The 15530-nt window shown below is 49.5% G+C and carries 13 protein-coding genes; 8 read left to right on the forward strand and 5 right to left on the reverse strand.

The features are described 5' to 3' along the window. Positions 1 to 14: 14 nt before the first annotated feature. The 3 genes from KDX31_05290 (at position 15) to KDX31_05300 (ending at position 2991) form a co-directional block, all read left to right on the forward strand. Positions 15 to 365 carry a RidA family protein gene (locus tag KDX31_05290; GenBank protein ID UTW04424.1) on the forward strand — a complete coding sequence of 117 codons (351 nt, stop codon included), beginning with the start codon at positions 15 to 17 and terminating at the stop codon, positions 363 to 365. A 644-nt stretch (positions 366 to 1009) separates the two neighbouring features. Beyond that, positions 1010 to 2212: a hypothetical protein gene (locus tag KDX31_05295; protein ID UTW04425.1), complete on the forward strand. Its 1203-nt coding sequence runs from the start codon at positions 1010 to 1012 to the stop codon at positions 2210 to 2212. Positions 2213 to 2463: 251 nt separating this feature from the next. Continuing rightward, positions 2464 to 2991: a hypothetical protein gene (locus KDX31_05300; protein ID UTW04426.1), complete on the forward strand. Its 528-nt coding sequence runs from the start codon at positions 2464 to 2466 to the stop codon at positions 2989 to 2991. Positions 2992 to 3149: 158 nt separating this feature from the next. Here the strand turns inward: KDX31_05300 and KDX31_05305 are convergent, their stop codons facing one another. Continuing rightward, entirely contained in the window at positions 3150 to 4088 is a 939-nt protein-coding gene (locus KDX31_05305) for a LysR family transcriptional regulator (GenBank protein UTW04427.1), read from the reverse strand. Positions 4089 to 4195: 107 nt separating this feature from the next. Here KDX31_05305 and KDX31_05310 point away from each other — a divergent pair, with 107 nt between their 5' ends. Then, positions 4196 to 5206 carry an NADP-dependent oxidoreductase gene (locus KDX31_05310; protein ID UTW04428.1) on the forward strand — a complete coding sequence of 337 codons (1011 nt, stop codon included), beginning with the start codon at positions 4196 to 4198 and terminating at the stop codon, positions 5204 to 5206. 107 nt (positions 5207 to 5313) lie between these two features. Further along, the gene (locus KDX31_05315) at positions 5314 to 5994 is read left to right on the forward strand and encodes a type 1 glutamine amidotransferase domain-containing protein (GenBank protein UTW04429.1); all 681 of its coding nucleotides are present in this window, start codon (positions 5314 to 5316) and stop codon (positions 5992 to 5994) included. A gap of 76 nt (positions 5995 to 6070) precedes the next feature. Here the strand turns inward: KDX31_05315 and KDX31_05320 are convergent, their stop codons facing one another. The 4 genes from KDX31_05320 to KDX31_05335 form a co-directional block, all read right to left on the reverse strand. Further along, a complete protein-coding gene (locus KDX31_05320) occupies positions 6071 to 6922 on the reverse strand; it encodes an ABC transporter permease (GenBank protein UTW04430.1) in 852 nt (283 codons plus the stop codon). 4 nt (positions 6923 to 6926) lie between these two features. Next, the gene (locus KDX31_05325; protein UTW04431.1) at positions 6927 to 8198 is read right to left on the reverse strand and encodes an ABC transporter permease; all 1272 of its coding nucleotides are present in this window, start codon (positions 8196 to 8198) and stop codon (positions 6927 to 6929) included. Between the two features lie 190 nt (positions 8199 to 8388). Beyond that, complete coding sequence (locus KDX31_05330) at positions 8389 to 9483, reverse strand: ABC transporter substrate-binding protein (protein UTW04432.1); 1095 nt, start codon at positions 9481 to 9483, stop codon at positions 8389 to 8391. A gap of 128 nt (positions 9484 to 9611) precedes the next feature. Beyond that, positions 9612 to 10712, reverse strand: a complete 1101-nt coding sequence (locus KDX31_05335) for an ABC transporter ATP-binding protein (protein UTW04433.1) — start codon at positions 10710 to 10712, stop codon at positions 9612 to 9614. Positions 10713 to 11435: 723 nt separating this feature from the next. Here KDX31_05335 and KDX31_05340 point away from each other — a divergent pair. From KDX31_05340 to KDX31_05350, 3 genes are read left to right on the forward strand one after another with little or no spacing between them, the layout of a single operon-like run. Beyond that, positions 11436 to 12320, forward strand: a complete 885-nt coding sequence (locus tag KDX31_05340; protein UTW04434.1) for an HAD-IIB family hydrolase — start codon at positions 11436 to 11438, stop codon at positions 12318 to 12320. Continuing rightward, a complete protein-coding gene (locus KDX31_05345; GenBank protein ID UTW04435.1) occupies positions 12313 to 13536 on the forward strand; it encodes a glycosyl transferase in 1224 nt (407 codons plus the stop codon). The genes KDX31_05340 and KDX31_05345 overlap by 8 nt, the downstream gene beginning before the upstream one ends. A gap of 4 nt (positions 13537 to 13540) precedes the next feature. After that, positions 13541 to 15295 carry an alpha-glucosidase C-terminal domain-containing protein gene (locus KDX31_05350; GenBank protein UTW04436.1) on the forward strand — a complete coding sequence of 585 codons (1755 nt, stop codon included), beginning with the start codon at positions 13541 to 13543 and terminating at the stop codon, positions 15293 to 15295. Positions 15296 to 15530 lie beyond the last annotated feature (235 nt).

Raw genomic sequence — 15530 nt, forward strand, 5'->3', positions numbered from 1 at the left:
CGAGAAACAAGATAATGACTATTGAACGCCATCAGATTGCGATCCGTATGAGCCGGGTTGTAGTTCATAATAATACCGCATATCTCTGTGGACAGGTCGCTGAAGACCGCAGTGCAAATATTCTGGAACAGACCCGGACAATGCTGGAAAAGGTATCTGAGCTATTGTTCTCTGTCGGCAGTAGTCCGGAAAAAATCCTCTCAGCGACCATTTATCTTAAGGATATGGCGCTGTTTGCCGAGATGAACTCAGTCTGGGATAGCTGGCTTCCAGAGGGGTTCGCTCCTGCAAGAGCTTGTGTTGAGGCGGCTATGGCAAGCCCCGAATTGTTGGTTGAAATCTCAGTCATCGCTGCGGTTGATTGATTTCATCGATTATTATGGGTCGTATGGTTTCTGCAGTACTTATAATGAAGAAAGAGATGATGCTACTGCATTTTTAGCGTTGTGGAATCTCTTTTTTGATCAGTACTGAGCAGCGAAAAGGGATAGCGAATGTTCTACTCGTTGAGTTGAAATCTTTGCGTAAGAAGGGGGTTGTAATAACAGCCAGATATCCCTGATATGGAGCGTGATAGTTTTACCAAGGGTGTTCAGTGATCTGTGGGCTGTTAAATCTTAAAGCTTGGATTGAACGCTTCGAGTGCTTTTGATCGTTCCTCAAATACCCGTTTTCGTAACCCGATATGAAGCGGGTCTTTCATAACGTTCATGCCAGATTATGGCTAATACCGCGACAAAGTGAATCTCTCTTAATACGATGTGATGCGCGGCTAAGGTCCTGTTCCTCCAGTAAATAATCAATAGCGCTTTTATTTGCTCCTCCCAGAACATGCTGATAGCAGAGGGTGTGCGGTTTGTCTCCCGGTGTTTCATTCTTTGTGTAAATAATCATCGGCGACTATGCTTTGGTTGCGTTGGGCTGGGTGCGCTTAATGGTCACAGTTTTTAACCCCTTGTGAAGAACTCAGCTATTACCGTAAAGGGGTAACGATACAGCAGGGGGTTCCATGATTGAAAAACGTACCGGTCACACGCTGTCGAGTGACTCTCCCGAAGCTGTCCGTCTATACCAGCAAGCGGTCGATCTGATTCTGGGATCAGAGTCTGGTGCCGCTGAAGCCCTTGATAAAGCACTTGCGCTCGATAACAATTTTGCGCTGGCCGCTGCCGCCCGCTATTGCGTGGCAAAAGATATTGGTGAGGCGGATGCTGTCACCTATCGTGAGTCCGCCGAAAAGGCATCCCGGAGTGCGACGCAGTGGGAGCAAGCGCATATCGAGGTGCTGTTTGGTTTGCTGGATCAGCCGGGCGCCACCCGGGAAAGAGCCTTTGCCTATATCCGCGAGAATCCTGCTGATCTGCTAGTGGTTTCACAGCTGGCAGGGTACCTGTTTTTTTATGCCGGGCCTGAAAAACTGGACACGGTACTTAATCTGTTAGAGTCAGTTGAAGGCGTGTTAAGCGATGACTGGGCATATATCGCCCGGCTTGGATTTGCAGCGAGTGAAGCGGGACAGCGTCAGCGGGGTCGTGAGCTGATCGAGAAAGCGCTGGAGATCCGGCCGCAGGCACTTTTCTCGATTCATGGCCTGGCCCATGTGTTACATGATGAGGGTGCTGCAGAAGAGTCGGCTCATCTGTTACAGGACTGGCTCAGAATACATGAAAGCGGTGCCCGCACTGGACAGATGTATGGTCATGTTCAGTGGCATCTGGCGTTGTCTGAATGGCAGATTGGGGATCGTGAAGCCGCACGGCAGCGTTATCTGCAGTTTTGTGCCCCGGACACCACCACCTGCGGACCGATTCTGACGCTGGCGGATTGCGGTGGTTTCCTGCTCAGGGATTACCTGCAAAGCGGACAGACGCGGCCGCTGACAAAGGACGTGCTCAGTCATATTGATAAAGTCTGGGGCATGATCGGACATCCTTTTATCGCACTCCATGTGGCAGGGCTGTATGCATCGGCAGGGGATATTGCCGGCCTTGAGCGGTGTCAGCAAGCGATTTCTGAAACCCCCGATGGTGTTAATCATGATACTTCACAGGCGTTAGTCTCTGCATTAATTGATCTTGAGAGGGCTGATAATCTGCAGGCAGCTCAGACCCTGTCTACCATTTCCCGGGGGGCGCGGATCGGTATAGGCGGCAGTAATGTCGAACGAATCCTGATTGATCTGATTGAGGACCGTTGCAGAACTCCTCATTAAAACTTACCGACAGATATCAACCGGTGCTCTGAAATAATGCGGATGAGGGTGTCAGTCTTTGTTGTTTCTGCTGGGCTGGAAAAATGTATCCAGAGTTATCTCGCCCCGGCCTCTGATCTGATTTTCCCGGTTAACGATGATTTCAATAATGGTTGCGCTGAATTCATCAACTACACTTCATCATTGACAGTGCTATGTCTGTTATGTGGCAGCGAATGGTATGTCAATGATAATAAAAATGGAGAACAATAATGAACAGGTTAATCAGTGGTTTGCTGATGGCAACAGGCTTGCTCCTGTCGCCGGCTATTGTTTCTGCTGAAGATAATCAGGCACTTATAATGCAGGCGCGCTCAGCCGCACCCTCCATGGTGAGTGCGGATGCAACGGTAATGTATCAAGGGAAGGTTCTTGCTGAAGGCAGTAATGGCTGGACGTGTATGCCGGAGACGATGCCGGGAGACAATTCGCCGATATGTAACGACGCTGTCTGGATGGAGGCGTTGGCAGCTGTAGGCAGTAAAGGGCCATTTGAGGCTAAGGAGATGGGATTCTCCTATATGCTCGGTGGTGACGGCGGGGTGAGCAATTCAGATCCCTATCATGCCGACCATATGAATGCAGAGGACTACATTAAAGAGGGCCCGCATCTGATGATTATTGTGCCGAAAGCTTCACTGGAAGGTATTACCACCGACCCCCATGCGGGCGGGCCTTATGTGATGTGGAAGGACACTCCCTATGCACACATTATGATTCCGGTGGGGGAGCGGGATTAGTCTGACCGCTGCTCATTATCTGATAACGAAAAGGAGGTCAGGGAGGATTTCCTTTTTTTGGTTAACTCAGTCATGCCGGTGTAGCTTGTGACTATCTGTTTCTTATTTATGTCACCATTTGCCTGCTGTCAGGGCTGCGTCTGAGCAGCACCAGGGAATCAAACCCGGTAACCGATATTCAGTTCGTTGAGGGTGGTTGTCAGTTCTTCGAATACCAGTTGTCGTAACCAGATATGGGCCGGATCTTTCATATAACGTTCATGCCAGATGATGGAATAGGTAAAGCCTTTCTGCTCCATAGGAAAGGGCAGCATTTTCAATTTATATTGTTCGGCAAAACTGACCGCCAGACCATAGGGTACGGTCAGTATCAGATCCGTTTGTGAAATCATCGCCAGTGCGGCGACAAAATGCGGCACTCTTAATGCGATGCGGCGGCTCAGTCCCCGTTCTTCCAATAAGTGATCGATAGCCCCTTTGCGTGCACCACCCATGGTGATCAGCGCATGGGGGTATGTTGCATAATTCTCCAGACTCAATCCCAGTTGTGTTAGTGGATGGTCATCCCTGACGACACAGATAAACCGGTCGCTGCCTACGCCCCGACCATGAATCGCTGCCGGAGCATCTTCTACGGTGCAGGTGGCCAGATCGATTCCCTCCTGATCCAGCTGCTGTAACAGGTTTTCCTGCCAGGGAACGATCTCCAGATTGACGCCTGGTGCTTCAGCACGCATCCGTTTCAGAACCGGAGGCAGTAATACCTGGGTACCGTAATCCGTCGTCGCCAGTCTGAAATTTTGCGTTGCCGCTGCCGGAATGAAGGTGGCAGGGGAGATCAGTTGACTCAGATCCTGCAGTGATTGCTGCAACTGAAGTGCCAGCGTTTCAGCGCGAGGGGTGGGAGCTAATCCTTTGGGGGTGCGGGTGAACAGGGGATCATTAAACAGCTCTCTCAGACGTGTCAGGTTGCGACTGATGGCCGGTTGCGTCAGGTTTAACCGGCCCGCCGCCCGGGTGACACTGCGCTCTTCAAGCAGCACCTGCAAAACGGGCAGCAGATTGAGATCGGTACTGGAGAGATTACTGATATTCATAATATGATTTTTGATTATGTTGGTTATATACCCTATGCATTGGATGCATATTGTTTTGAAGCATAGACTACTCACCATTATCAGACAACGAAAATGTAAGGTACTAAATGTATATTGAATCAAATCGCGAAATTCATCTGGTGAATCGCCCGCAGGGCATGCCGGTCAACGCGGACTTCAATCTGGTGAGCAAACCTGTTCCGGTGTTGAACGAGGGAGAGGTCTTAATTAAAAACCTGTGGCTCTCGGTTGATCCCTATATGCGTGGCCGGATGGTTGAGCGTGCCAGCTATATTGAGCCATTTGCCCTGAACGAGGCGCTCAGTGGCGGCGCAGTGGGTGAAGTGGTTGAATCCCGTCATCCCCAGTTTCCGGTCGGTAGTATGGTTTCCAGCATGAATGGCTGGCGCGAATACTTCACCTCAGCGGGTAGCGATCTGCAGTTGCTACCGCAAACTGCGATTGCTGAGCAGGCATTTCTCAGTGTACTGGGGATGACCGGTATGACGGCTTATACCGGTCTGCTTAAAATTGCGGAACTTAAAGAGGGCGACAGGGTATTTGTATCCGCGGCATCTGGTGCTGTCGGTGCGATGGTCTGTCAGATTGCTAAACTTAAAGGCTGCTATGTGGCGGGAAGCGTTGGTTCAGATGAAAAAGCCCGCTATCTGCTTGAAGAGCTGGGCGTTGACGCTGTGGTTAATTACAAAACCACAACCGATCTGCAGAGCAGTATTGCTGATGCATGCCCTGAAGGGATCGATGTCTATTTCGAAAATGTGGGTGGTGAACACCTTGAAGCTGTACTAAACCTTATGAACGATCATGGCCGGATTGCCGTGTGCGGGATGATTGAGCAATACAATGCCACATCGCCGCAGCCGGGTCCGGCTAACCTGGCGCAGATCATCATTAAAAAACTGAAAATAGAGGGCTTTATCGTCTTTGAACACTGGGATGGCTATCCGGAATTTATTGAGCAGATGATGCAGTGGATTGCTGCAGGGCAGATCAGTTGGAAAGAGACTGTCTTCGAAGGTATCGAGCAAACCACTGACGCCTTTATCGGACTGTTTAACGGACAAAATATGGGCAAGATGCTGGTTAAGCTTGGCTGATAAATCACTCATTTTCAGGGCTGGAGGGAAAGCCGATCCGTTTTCTGAAAAACTGTTCAGGTGATCCCCCTTCGCCAGATAATTACGATAATTTTGGACTATATACAATGAATATTTTATTTGTACTGACTTCGCACGATGCACTGGGTGATACCGGTGAAAAAACGGGCTTCTGGATTGAGGAGTTTGCTGCACCCTATTATGTTTTTGCTGATGCGGGGGCAGATATCACGCTGGCGTCACCGACAGGCGGGCAGCCACCAATCGATCCAAAAAGTGCTCTGGAAGATTTTCAGACGGAGGACACCCGTCGGTTTGACCAGGATGCCGTGTTGCAGCAGAAGCTTGCGACTACCCTGAAACTTAGCGATATATCAGCTGATGACTATGATGCGGTCTTTTACCCGGGTGGCCATGGGCCGATGTGGGATCTGACCAATGATCAGAACTCTATTGAACTGATTGAGTCTTTTTCTCGTCAGGGTAAGCTGATATCAGCAGTCTGTCATGCTCCCAGCGTATTGTTGAATACCAAAAATGCTCAGGGAGAGCCGCTGGTTAAAAATCGTAAAGTGACCGGTTTTACTAACACTGAAGAAGCAGCGGTGGGGCTGACGGACGTTGTTCCCTTCCTGCTGGAGGATGAGCTAAAAAAACGGGGTGGCTTATACAGCCAGGGAGCTGACTGGGCGCCTTATGCGGTTGAAGATGGCCTGTTGATTACCGGACAAAACCCGGCTTCATCATCGCTGGTGGCGAAGGCTGTGCTGGCCCGGTTGAATAAGTAGTTAACAGAGCAGTTAACTAACAACGTCGTAAATAAAAAAGCGGGAGCCTAAACTCCCGTTTTTTTTTGATGCTGTTTCAGTGCGGGGTAATACCCCGAATGGTTTCAGATCTACGCCGCAGATATTCTACGGTACTCAGTAGCAGTATCGACATACATACCAGCAGGGTTGCCACGGCCAGAATCGTCGGGCTGATCTGCTCACGAATACCCGCCCACATCTGCATGGGCACTGTCCGTTGCTCGGCGCCGGCGATAAAGATCGCAACCACCACTTCATCAACCGAAGTCATCAGTGCGAACAGGCCTCCCGAGATTACACCGGTTAAAATCAGTGGCACAGTGACTTTAAAGAAGGCATAGGTCGGGGTGGCGCCCAGGCTAGCTGCAGCCCTGACTAAGTTGTAATCAAAGCCGCTCAGGGTTGCCGTCACAGTGATAACGACAAAGGGGGTACCCAGCGCAGTGTGTGCCAGAATCAGGCCGAGATAGCTCTGCGATATTCCCAGCGATGAATAGAAAAAGAACATGCCCGCTGCGGATATGATCAGAGGCACAATCATCGGGGAGATCAAAAAGCCCATGATCATGCCTTTAAACGGCAGTTCTGAACGACTCAGACCCAGTGCTGCGAGGGTACCCAGAATCATCGACAGAATGGTGGAACAAACGGCGACGATAAAGGTGTTCTGAATCGCATTCATCCAGCGCTCACTGCCAAAGAACTCCTCATACCAGCGTAGCGAATAGGCATCCGGGTCAAATGCCAGCATACCTTCGGTAAAACTGAAGTAGGGCTCAACATTGAATGACAATGGAATAATAATGAGCAGGGGTGAAATCAGGAAAATGAATACCACTCCGCAAAAAATACGAAAAGCGTAGTACCAGAATGTTTCCAGAGGGCCTGCATAGGATGGAAGGGCCATAGTGTTACCTCAAAGTCATCTGATTGTTACTGCCGAAAAGACGGCTGTAAAGGGCATAAATTCCTAACACAAGCGCCAGAAGTACGACGCCTAACGCTGCGGCAAGGCCCCAGTTCAGTGAGCTCTGCATATGATAGGCGATCATATTGCCGATAAACTGACCTGTCTGACCACCCACCAGTGCCGGCGTGATGTAGTAGCCGATCGCCAGGATAAAGACCAGAATAGCTCCGGCAGAGATGCCGGGAACTGATTGAGGCAGATAAACCTTGAAAAAAGCCGTGAACGGCGTCGCACCCAAAGAGCGTGCTGCACGCATATAGCTCGGTGGTATGGTTTTCATCACGGAGTAGAGTGGCAGAATCATAAACGGCAGCAGGATATGGGTCATGGTGATCACCGTACCCGTCGCGTTATAGATCATACTGAGGCGATTATCGTCACCTACCAGACCAAACCACACCAGAACGTCATTGATCACGCCCTGACCCTGAAGCAGCGCTATCCATGATGATGTTCGTACCAGCAGCGAAGTCCAGAAGGGCAGTAACACCAGAATCATCAGCGTGTTCGCTATTCCCATTGGCAGTGAAGCCAGCAGATAGGAAACCGGATAGCCGAGAATGAGAGTCAGTGCGGTGATTAACAGAGACATCCATACAGTACGCCAGAGCATTTTCAGATAGACACGCTGTTGTTCCGGCAGCATTTTGATTTCACCCGAAGGTGTTGTTTCCATATCAAATGCGGCGATGTAATAAGAGAGGGTATAGGGGGCGGACTCGCGTTTTATCACACGCCAGTTATCAATATCGCCCCAGCCAGCATTAATTTTGATCAGTTGTTCTTTATAGGGAGGATCGAGTCTGCCAGCTTTACGTGCGGTACCGGTGAGCAGGCTGCGCATCTGGCTCTTTTCATAATTTAGCCGGGTAGCCGCTTTACCTATGGTGTGGTTTTCACGTCCCACGACCAGGTCTTCTACCAGTGCAGCATAGGTTGTCTCGTCCGGCAGCTCGTTGCTATCAGCATCCCAGGCCGCTAACGCTGCAGTCGTATTCGGCATGTATTCTGATACTTGCGGGTTATCTACCGAACGGAACAGCATCGTCGCGATTGGTGAGACAAAAGTGACCATGATAAAGATAAGCAGTGGTGCAACCAGAAACACTGCCCGGATCTTCTTGCGGCGCAGTGAACGATGCATATCTGCTGTTAAGCGTTTCTGCTCGTCCGGGGTTAATTGGCCTTCGGCCTCGACAGTATTTGCCATCATGAGGAATACAAACCCTTTTCTGAAGATGAATAAAATAGCGGTAGCGTAATCAGGTCACCGCCAGTGGTATGAGCCATCATCCAAACCCAGACCATAAACTGATTTTGTATCGGCTTAACGTTCTAAGCGCTCATAAAACCAGTAATTAAACTAAAAAGGGGGCTTGTTAGAGCCCCCGTAGTTTACGTTCTTATTGTACAAGCCATGCGTTGAAGCGCTGACGCAGCTCATCGCCATTATCAGCCCAGAACTCTGCATTTTTCTTAATTGGAGTTTTGAAGTTTTCTGGGTTGGTTGGCATGTGAGGTCCCATCTCTACACCCGTTTCCAGGTGAGTGGAAACCAATGGTGCAGAAGACTTACGTGCAGGACCATAGGAGATATACTTAGTCTGGTCTGCCAGACGCTGAGTGTCAGTGGCAAAGCGCAGGTAATCCATTGCTGCTTTTTTGTGTGGTGCGCCCTTAGGAATGATATAACCATCCAGCTCGTAAACCTGACCGTCCCAGATAATGGTAAACGGCTGGTTTTCGACAACCTGAGCGTTAAAGATACGACCGTTGTAAGCAGATGCGATAGCAACTTCGCCATCGGCCAGCAACTGAGGTGGTTGAGCACCGGCATCCCACCAGATGATCTGATCTTTGATGGTGTCTAGTTTAGCGAAGGCGCGTTCTACACCTTCAGGGGTTCCCAGTACTTCATAGACCTTGTCGTATGGAACACCGTCAGCGGCCAGAGCCCATTCCAGGTTCGCATCTGGTTTCTTCTCCAGAGCACGTTTGCCCGGGAATTTTTTGGTATCGAATACATCAGCAATGGTACTTGGCTTTTCACCTGGAAAGGCGTTGTTGTTGTATGAGAACAGCGTGGCATAAACGATTGTTGGAACGTAGCAGCCGGAGAGAGAGCCTTCTACGAAGTCTTCCATCACCGGGGTGCCATCAGCACCTGGGTTCAGATCTTTTTCATAGTCCAGTTCCTGAGCAATACCTTCGTCACAGGCTAGAATCGCGTCACCTTCCAGAATATCCACAATATCCCAGGTCACATTACCGGCTTCAACCTGTGCCCGCAGACCCGCCAGGCCATTACCTGACTTATCTTCGTCAACAATTTCAATCCCGGTTTTGGCTGTGAACGGATCACTGTAGGCCATTCGCTGAGATTTTGTATAGGCTCCACCCCATGATACGACGGTCAGTGGTTCCGCTGCTATAGCAGAGCCCATACAAACCGCAGCACCCAGTGCCAGGACAGATGATAGTTTGGAAAATTTCTTCATTTGATCTTTCCTCTCGGGCTTTATGTCATCACGCCTTCTTCTAGAAGACGCTGTTTATAAGTCAATCACGGTGTGATTAGACGTTGTTATTTTTTTTCTAACTTATTAATAATCCAGTCCGGATCAGATCAGATCAGATCCAGAGCCCTGCAATCCTTAGAGGACCAGCCTATGGGGGCCGTTCCACCCACTTGTAGTCCTTTGTTATCGGTTGAGTTGGGTACTTTTACAATAAATTCATCATGGCCACAGACATTCATGCGCACACGTTTGTGATCGCCAAGATAGATAACTTCTTCAACCTTGCCTGTGAAAACGTTATCGCACTGGCCCTCAACGGGATCAAGAAAAACCCGTTCCGGACGTAAGGAGAGCGTACTTTCTTTGCCAATATCATCGGTATTGATATCGAGGGCGGTGACCAGTTCACCAGAGGGCAGGCGAACGGTGCAGACGCCATCCTGAGTCGATTGCAACGTGCCGGACAGTTTGTTGTTTTCACCGATAAACTGGGCAACAAACGAGTTGATCGGTTTTTCGTACAGGTCGGTAGGGGAGGCCAGCTGTTGAATCACACCGTCATTGAACACCGCGATGCGGTTTGACATGGTTAGTGCTTCAGACTGATCGTGTGTTACATAGACCACGGTAACGCCCAGACGCTCATGAATATGTTTAATCTCATATTGCATCTGTTCCCGCAGGTTTTTATCCAGTGCTCCCAGCGGTTCATCCATAAGAATCAGGTCGGGTTCGAACACCAGGGCCCGTGCCACCGCCACTCGCTGCTGCTGTCCGCCAGAAAGCTGTGCCGGACGGCGGTCACCGAAGCTGCCCAGCTCGACCATATCTAGCGCTGTTTTAACCCGGGTTTCTATCTCCGACTTGCCCATGTTTCTGACTTTGAGCGGGAATGCGAGGTTTTCGGCAACCGTCATATGGGGAAACAGAGCATAGTTTTGAAATACCATGCCGATGCCTCGTTTATGAGGAGCCACATTGTTGATGGCCTGACCATCGAGATAGATATTGCCCTTGGTTGCGGTTTCGAAACCTGCGAGCATCATTAAAGAAGTGGTTTTTCCTGAGCCGGAAGGCCCAAGCATGGTAAGAAACTCGCCGCGTGGGACGTCAATATTCAGGTCTTTTACGACGAGCGTCCTGCCATCGTAACTTTTCTGAACACCCTCAAATCGTACAAAAGCCTCATTGGAAGCTGAATTTTCCATCTGCTGTTATGCCTCGCTGCAAGTTATTATTATTGCCCGCAAACTAAAAATCTGTAGTCGGATCCTGTTTCATCTCTACTAATACACTACGATATTACGAAGTGTGAGTGCAACATAACCTTATAAAAACCTATAATTAAGTCTATCTGCTATGTTTGTATAGCCTAAAAATAACAAAATCACTGCGAATATTGACCATTTACGACATTTAACTATTTTGATTTATGGGCTCTGTGTCGGGATCGTATTTTTTTATTGTGCGCTATCCTGGTGCATGCTTCTTGAGAACATCGCCGTTATTCGTTTCTGCATTCACACTCATTGTCGGCGTGCCCTATTCTTGATCCTGTCCACCAGGAGCAATAACATATATCTGCTCTGACACAGCGCCACTGATCAGTCGGTTGAGTCAGAGGTAGGTCCAGTTTTAGCCTGTGCCCTGATAATCTGTAGTTATCATCATTGCTGCTCATGAAGCCTGGCATCCTGTTTAGCCGGGCGCCCACCCTTTATGTTGTCTCATAATCACTGCCCGTGGCGCATTAAAGCATAGACTGTTGTTGCCAGATTGCCTCCTGTCTTGTGGTTTTTTCAGACTCGGTATGTTTCCTGCAGTATCTTTATATACAGGTAGATCGTTTAACGAAGCAACTATTAAATGATCTGATTTGGTGCGTTTTGCCAGAGGCCTTCGATAGGCTGCACAGCGATGAGATAGGATAGATGACTCAAAAAGTTCTGATCTTTACAGATCTTGATGGTTCGCTACTGGATCACTTCAGTTACAGTTTTAGTCAGGCTGAGCCGTTATTGGCACTTCTGAAAGAGGTTGCCATTCCGGTGATACCTGTGACCAGTAAAACCCGGGCTGAGTTAGCGGTTCTGCGTGGTGAACTGGATAACCATGACCCTTTCGTGGTTGAGAATGGTGCTGCTGTATATATTCCCGAAAATTATTTTTCCTCTCCCCCAGCGGGCTCTGTTCCGGTTGATGGTTTCTATCGTTATCAATTCTCTGAATCCCATGAACACTGGCTCGCCTTACTGGCGCAGCAGGAGACAGAATTCAACGGCGAGTTTGAAACCTTCAGTGCGCTGGGTATTGAAGGTATCCAGGCATCGACCGGGCTGACAGAAAGTGCCGCCCGACGGGCCAGTCAGCGGGAGTTCAGTGAACCTGTCCGGTGGCTCGGATCCGATGCCCGAAAGCAGTTGTTTATTAAAACCCTTCGCCAGGCTGGAGCGACTGTATTGCAGGGGGGCCGGTTCCTGCATGTGACGGGAGCCTGCAATAAAGGTAAGGCGTTGCAATGGTTATTTGAGCAATACCGTTGTGAGTTTCCGGATAGCGCGTTTTTAACCATCGCTGCAGGGGACAGCGATAACGATGTCGATATGTTACAGGTGGCGGATTGTGCTGTGGTGATTCGCTCACCCGTGCATCAGCCACCAGAGGTTGAGCATCCGCATCTTTATCGGTCTCAGCAAACAGGTCCGCAAGGGTGGGTTGAGGGGGTCAGCTGGTTTTTAGGGGCCGCTGACCGGCCTGTCGCCACGAATTCAATTGAATACCTTCGTAAGAAGTTAAGGAGTCGTTGTTATGGGTGATTTTTATCAGAATGGCATTATAACCACCCTGCATAATCTGTCGAAAAGGCCGGTTGAGGAGGTCGAGGAGGAGCTGGTGCGGTTTGGTCGGAAAAGGCCTATGGCGCTGATTCTGCCCTCACTTTTCTCCGAGCTTGAAGGTCCTGCACTGGGCCATATTGTCGATGAGATCAGTCAGGTTCCTTATCTTTCTGAGATCGTTATTGGACTGGATCGTGCAAATGAAGAGCAGTTCAGATTTGCCCGCTCATTCTTCAGTAAGTTACCCCAGCATCATAGGATTCTGTGGAATGATGGTCCACGTCTGAGGGCGCTGGATGCCGAACTGCAGGCATTAAAGCTGGCGCCCAAAGAGGCGGGGAAGGGGCGTAATGTCTGGTACTGTATGGGGTATACTCTGGCTTCGGGGCGCGCAGAGTCCGTGGCGCTGCATGACTGTGATGTGGTGACTTACAGTCGGCAGATGCTGGCGAGACTAATCTACCCGGTGGCAAATCCTCAGTTCAACTATGAGTTCTGTAAAGGCTTTTATGCCCGGGTAGCGGATGGCAAGATTAACGGGCGTGTCAGCCGGCTGCTGGTAACCCCCCTGTTAAGGGCGTTGAAGAAAGTGTTTGGTGAGATCGAATATCTGCAGTTTCTGGATAGTTTTCGTTACCCGTTAGCCGGTGAGTTCTCATTTCGCAGGGATGTACTCAGCGATATTCGAATCCCCAGCGACTGGGGGCTGGAGATCGGCGTATTATCGGAAATGCACCGTAACTACGCTAACAACCGGTTGTGCCAGGTGGATATTGCAGACCAGTATGATCATAAACATCAGGACCTTTCACTGGGCGATAAGAATGCCGGACTGTCGAAGATGTCGATTGATATCACCAAGTCCCTGTTCAGAAAGTTAGCAACGCAGGGGCATACGTTCAATACTGAAACCTTTCGCTCTGTAAAAGCTACCTATTTTCGTATCGCCCTGGATTTTGTTGAAACCTACCACAATGATGCGGTGATGAATGGTTTGCAGCTGGATATCCATGAAGAGGAGATGGCCGTGGAGATGTTCTCGCGTAACATTATAACCGCCGGCGAGCAGTTCCTGAGTAATCCGATGGAAACGCCATTTATCCCCAGCTGGAGCCGGGTTTCCAGTGCGATGCCTGAGGTGTTTGAGCGTCTGATTGAAGCGGTTGAACTGGATCATCAAGAGTTTATGGCGTAATTATATGGATAGTGTTTTAAATACTGCTAGTGCGCAGCTTGCCGGTCAGCTTGAAAATCATCTGCAGACCATTTACCCGGCAATTGAGGCTGAGGCGATTACGCAGCTGGTATCGGATCTGATCTCAATTATGCGTCTGGGTAGCGTGGAGCAGGTTCCTGTGCCTTATCAGAATCACTGGAGCCAGCAGGACGTTATTATGATCACCTACGGTGACAGCCTGTATCGTGCTGATGAGCGGGCGATGACAACCCTGCATCGCTTTCTCAATGAGCAGTGCGACGGTGTCATCAATGGTGTTCATGTGTTGCCTTTCTTTCCCTACAGCTCTGATGATGGTTTCGCGGTGAGCGATTATTACGCGGTACGCGAATCCGTGGGGGAGTGGCAGGATATTCAACGCCTCTCAGCAGAGTACCGTCTGATGTCTGATCTGGTGATAAATCATGGTTCTGGTGAGAGTGAATGGTTTCAGAACTTTATCAAAGGCGAGGGGCCGGGACATGATTATTTTTTTACGGCCAGCCCCGATGAGGATCTGTCTGATGTAGTGCGGCCGCGTACCAGCCCTCTGCTAAGAGAGGTACAGACCTCTGTTGGATTACAGTATGTGTGGTGCACTTTTAGTCATGACCAGGTCGATTTTGATTTCCGCAACATCGAAGTATTGAAAGAGTTTGTTAATATTGTCCGGTTTTACCTCGATCAGGGCGTTAATATTTTTCGCCTGGATGCGGTCGCGTTTCTCTGGAAAGAGGCGGGTAGCCGTTGTCTTAATCTTGAGCAGACCCATGAAGTGGTCAGGCTGTTACGAGTGCTGATCGAATATGCCTCTCCTTCGGCGATGATTATCACGGAGACAAACATTCCCAGCCGGGAAAACCTGTCCTATTTCGGTAACGCTAACGAAGCCCACTGTGTTTACAACTTTTCACTGCCACCGTTGCTGTTACACGCGCTGATAACCGGACAGAACTTTTACCTTAAGCAATGGATGATGAGTATGCCGCCGGCACAGGACGGCACGGCGTTTTTCAACTTTATTGCATCACACGACGGTATTGGGTTGCGTCCGGTAGAGGGTATTCTGCCTGATAGTGAAGTGGACCTGATGATCGCCACCATGCAGGACTTTGGCGGTCATGTATCCTGGCGGGCGCTGGATAATGGCGAGCAAAAACCTTATGAGATTAATATCGCGCTGTTTGACGCGTTGCAGGGAACGGTTAAGGGGAAAGATGGGTTGGGTGAAGCGCGTTTTCTGTGTGCCCATAACATTATGCTGGCGCTGGAGGGGATTCCGGGACTCTATCTGCATAGTTTGCTTGGCACCCGGAATGATTATGAGCGGGTGAAGCGCACCGGGCATTTTCGCTCCATCAATCGCCATCAATGGGATTACAGTGAACTGGAGCAGTTATTAGCCGATGAAACGACCCATCACCACCGGGTATTTAAGGGGATTAAACGGATGATCGCCATTCGGGCAAAACAGAAAGCGTTTCACCCGAATGCAACGCAGTTTACCCTGCACCTGGGGACGCAGGTCTTTGGTTTCTGGCGTCAGAGTGTTGACCGCATTCAGAATATATTCTGTCTGAATAATATCAGCGCTGAGCCGGTAGCCCTGTCACTGTCCGATCTTAATCTTATCAGCACCCAGGACTGGTCTGACCTGTTGAGTGGCGAACGCTATGACGATCTGCAGGGCTCGATCGAACTGGCGCCCTACCAGAGTGTCTGGCTGTCTAATCGCTGAAGCAACGTGTTAACAACTGAGCTGATTGTATTTCAGGCGGCGTGCCGGGATAGCGGTCAGTGTACTGCGTTCGCGTGTGCAGTTTTTTTTAAAAACTATTTTGGGGACATTTTGATTCTATATTCTAAAGAGATAGCTATTATGAAATAAATAAAATAAAGGTCAGGCCTGCCGGGTTTGTTTACAGCATACTTCTTAGGGATTGAAGAAAATGTATAGCTTTTCACTTCAGGTG

It is taken from the genome of Amphritea atlantica (assembly GCA_024397875.1).
Lineage (GTDB): Bacteria > Pseudomonadota > Gammaproteobacteria > Pseudomonadales > Balneatricaceae > Amphritea > Amphritea atlantica_B.

Coding starts and splice junctions, on each gene's coding strand:
- KDX31_05315 (UTW04429.1), top strand. CDS start 5,314: ATGAATATTTTATTTGTACTGACTTCGCACGATGCACTGGGTGATACC.
- KDX31_05335 (UTW04433.1), bottom strand. CDS start 10,712: ATGGAAAATTCAGCTTCCAATGAGGCTTTTGTACGATTTGAGGGTGTT.
- KDX31_05310 (UTW04428.1), top strand. CDS start 4,196: ATGTATATTGAATCAAATCGCGAAATTCATCTGGTGAATCGCCCGCAG.
- KDX31_05300 (UTW04426.1), top strand. CDS start 2,464: ATGAACAGGTTAATCAGTGGTTTGCTGATGGCAACAGGCTTGCTCCTG.
- KDX31_05325 (UTW04431.1), bottom strand. CDS start 8,198: ATGATGGCAAATACTGTCGAGGCCGAAGGCCAATTAACCCCGGACGAG.
- KDX31_05345 (UTW04435.1), top strand. CDS start 12,313: ATGGGTGATTTTTATCAGAATGGCATTATAACCACCCTGCATAATCTG.
- KDX31_05295 (UTW04425.1), top strand. CDS start 1,010: ATGATTGAAAAACGTACCGGTCACACGCTGTCGAGTGACTCTCCCGAA.
- KDX31_05350 (UTW04436.1), top strand. CDS start 13,541: ATGGATAGTGTTTTAAATACTGCTAGTGCGCAGCTTGCCGGTCAGCTT.
- KDX31_05290 (UTW04424.1), top strand. CDS start 15: ATGACTATTGAACGCCATCAGATTGCGATCCGTATGAGCCGGGTTGTA.
- KDX31_05305 (UTW04427.1), bottom strand. CDS start 4,088: ATGAATATCAGTAATCTCTCCAGTACCGATCTCAATCTGCTGCCCGTT.
- KDX31_05340 (UTW04434.1), top strand. CDS start 11,436: ATGACTCAAAAAGTTCTGATCTTTACAGATCTTGATGGTTCGCTACTG.
- KDX31_05330 (UTW04432.1), bottom strand. CDS start 9,483: ATGAAGAAATTTTCCAAACTATCATCTGTCCTGGCACTGGGTGCTGCG.
- KDX31_05320 (UTW04430.1), bottom strand. CDS start 6,922: ATGGCCCTTCCATCCTATGCAGGCCCTCTGGAAACATTCTGGTACTAC.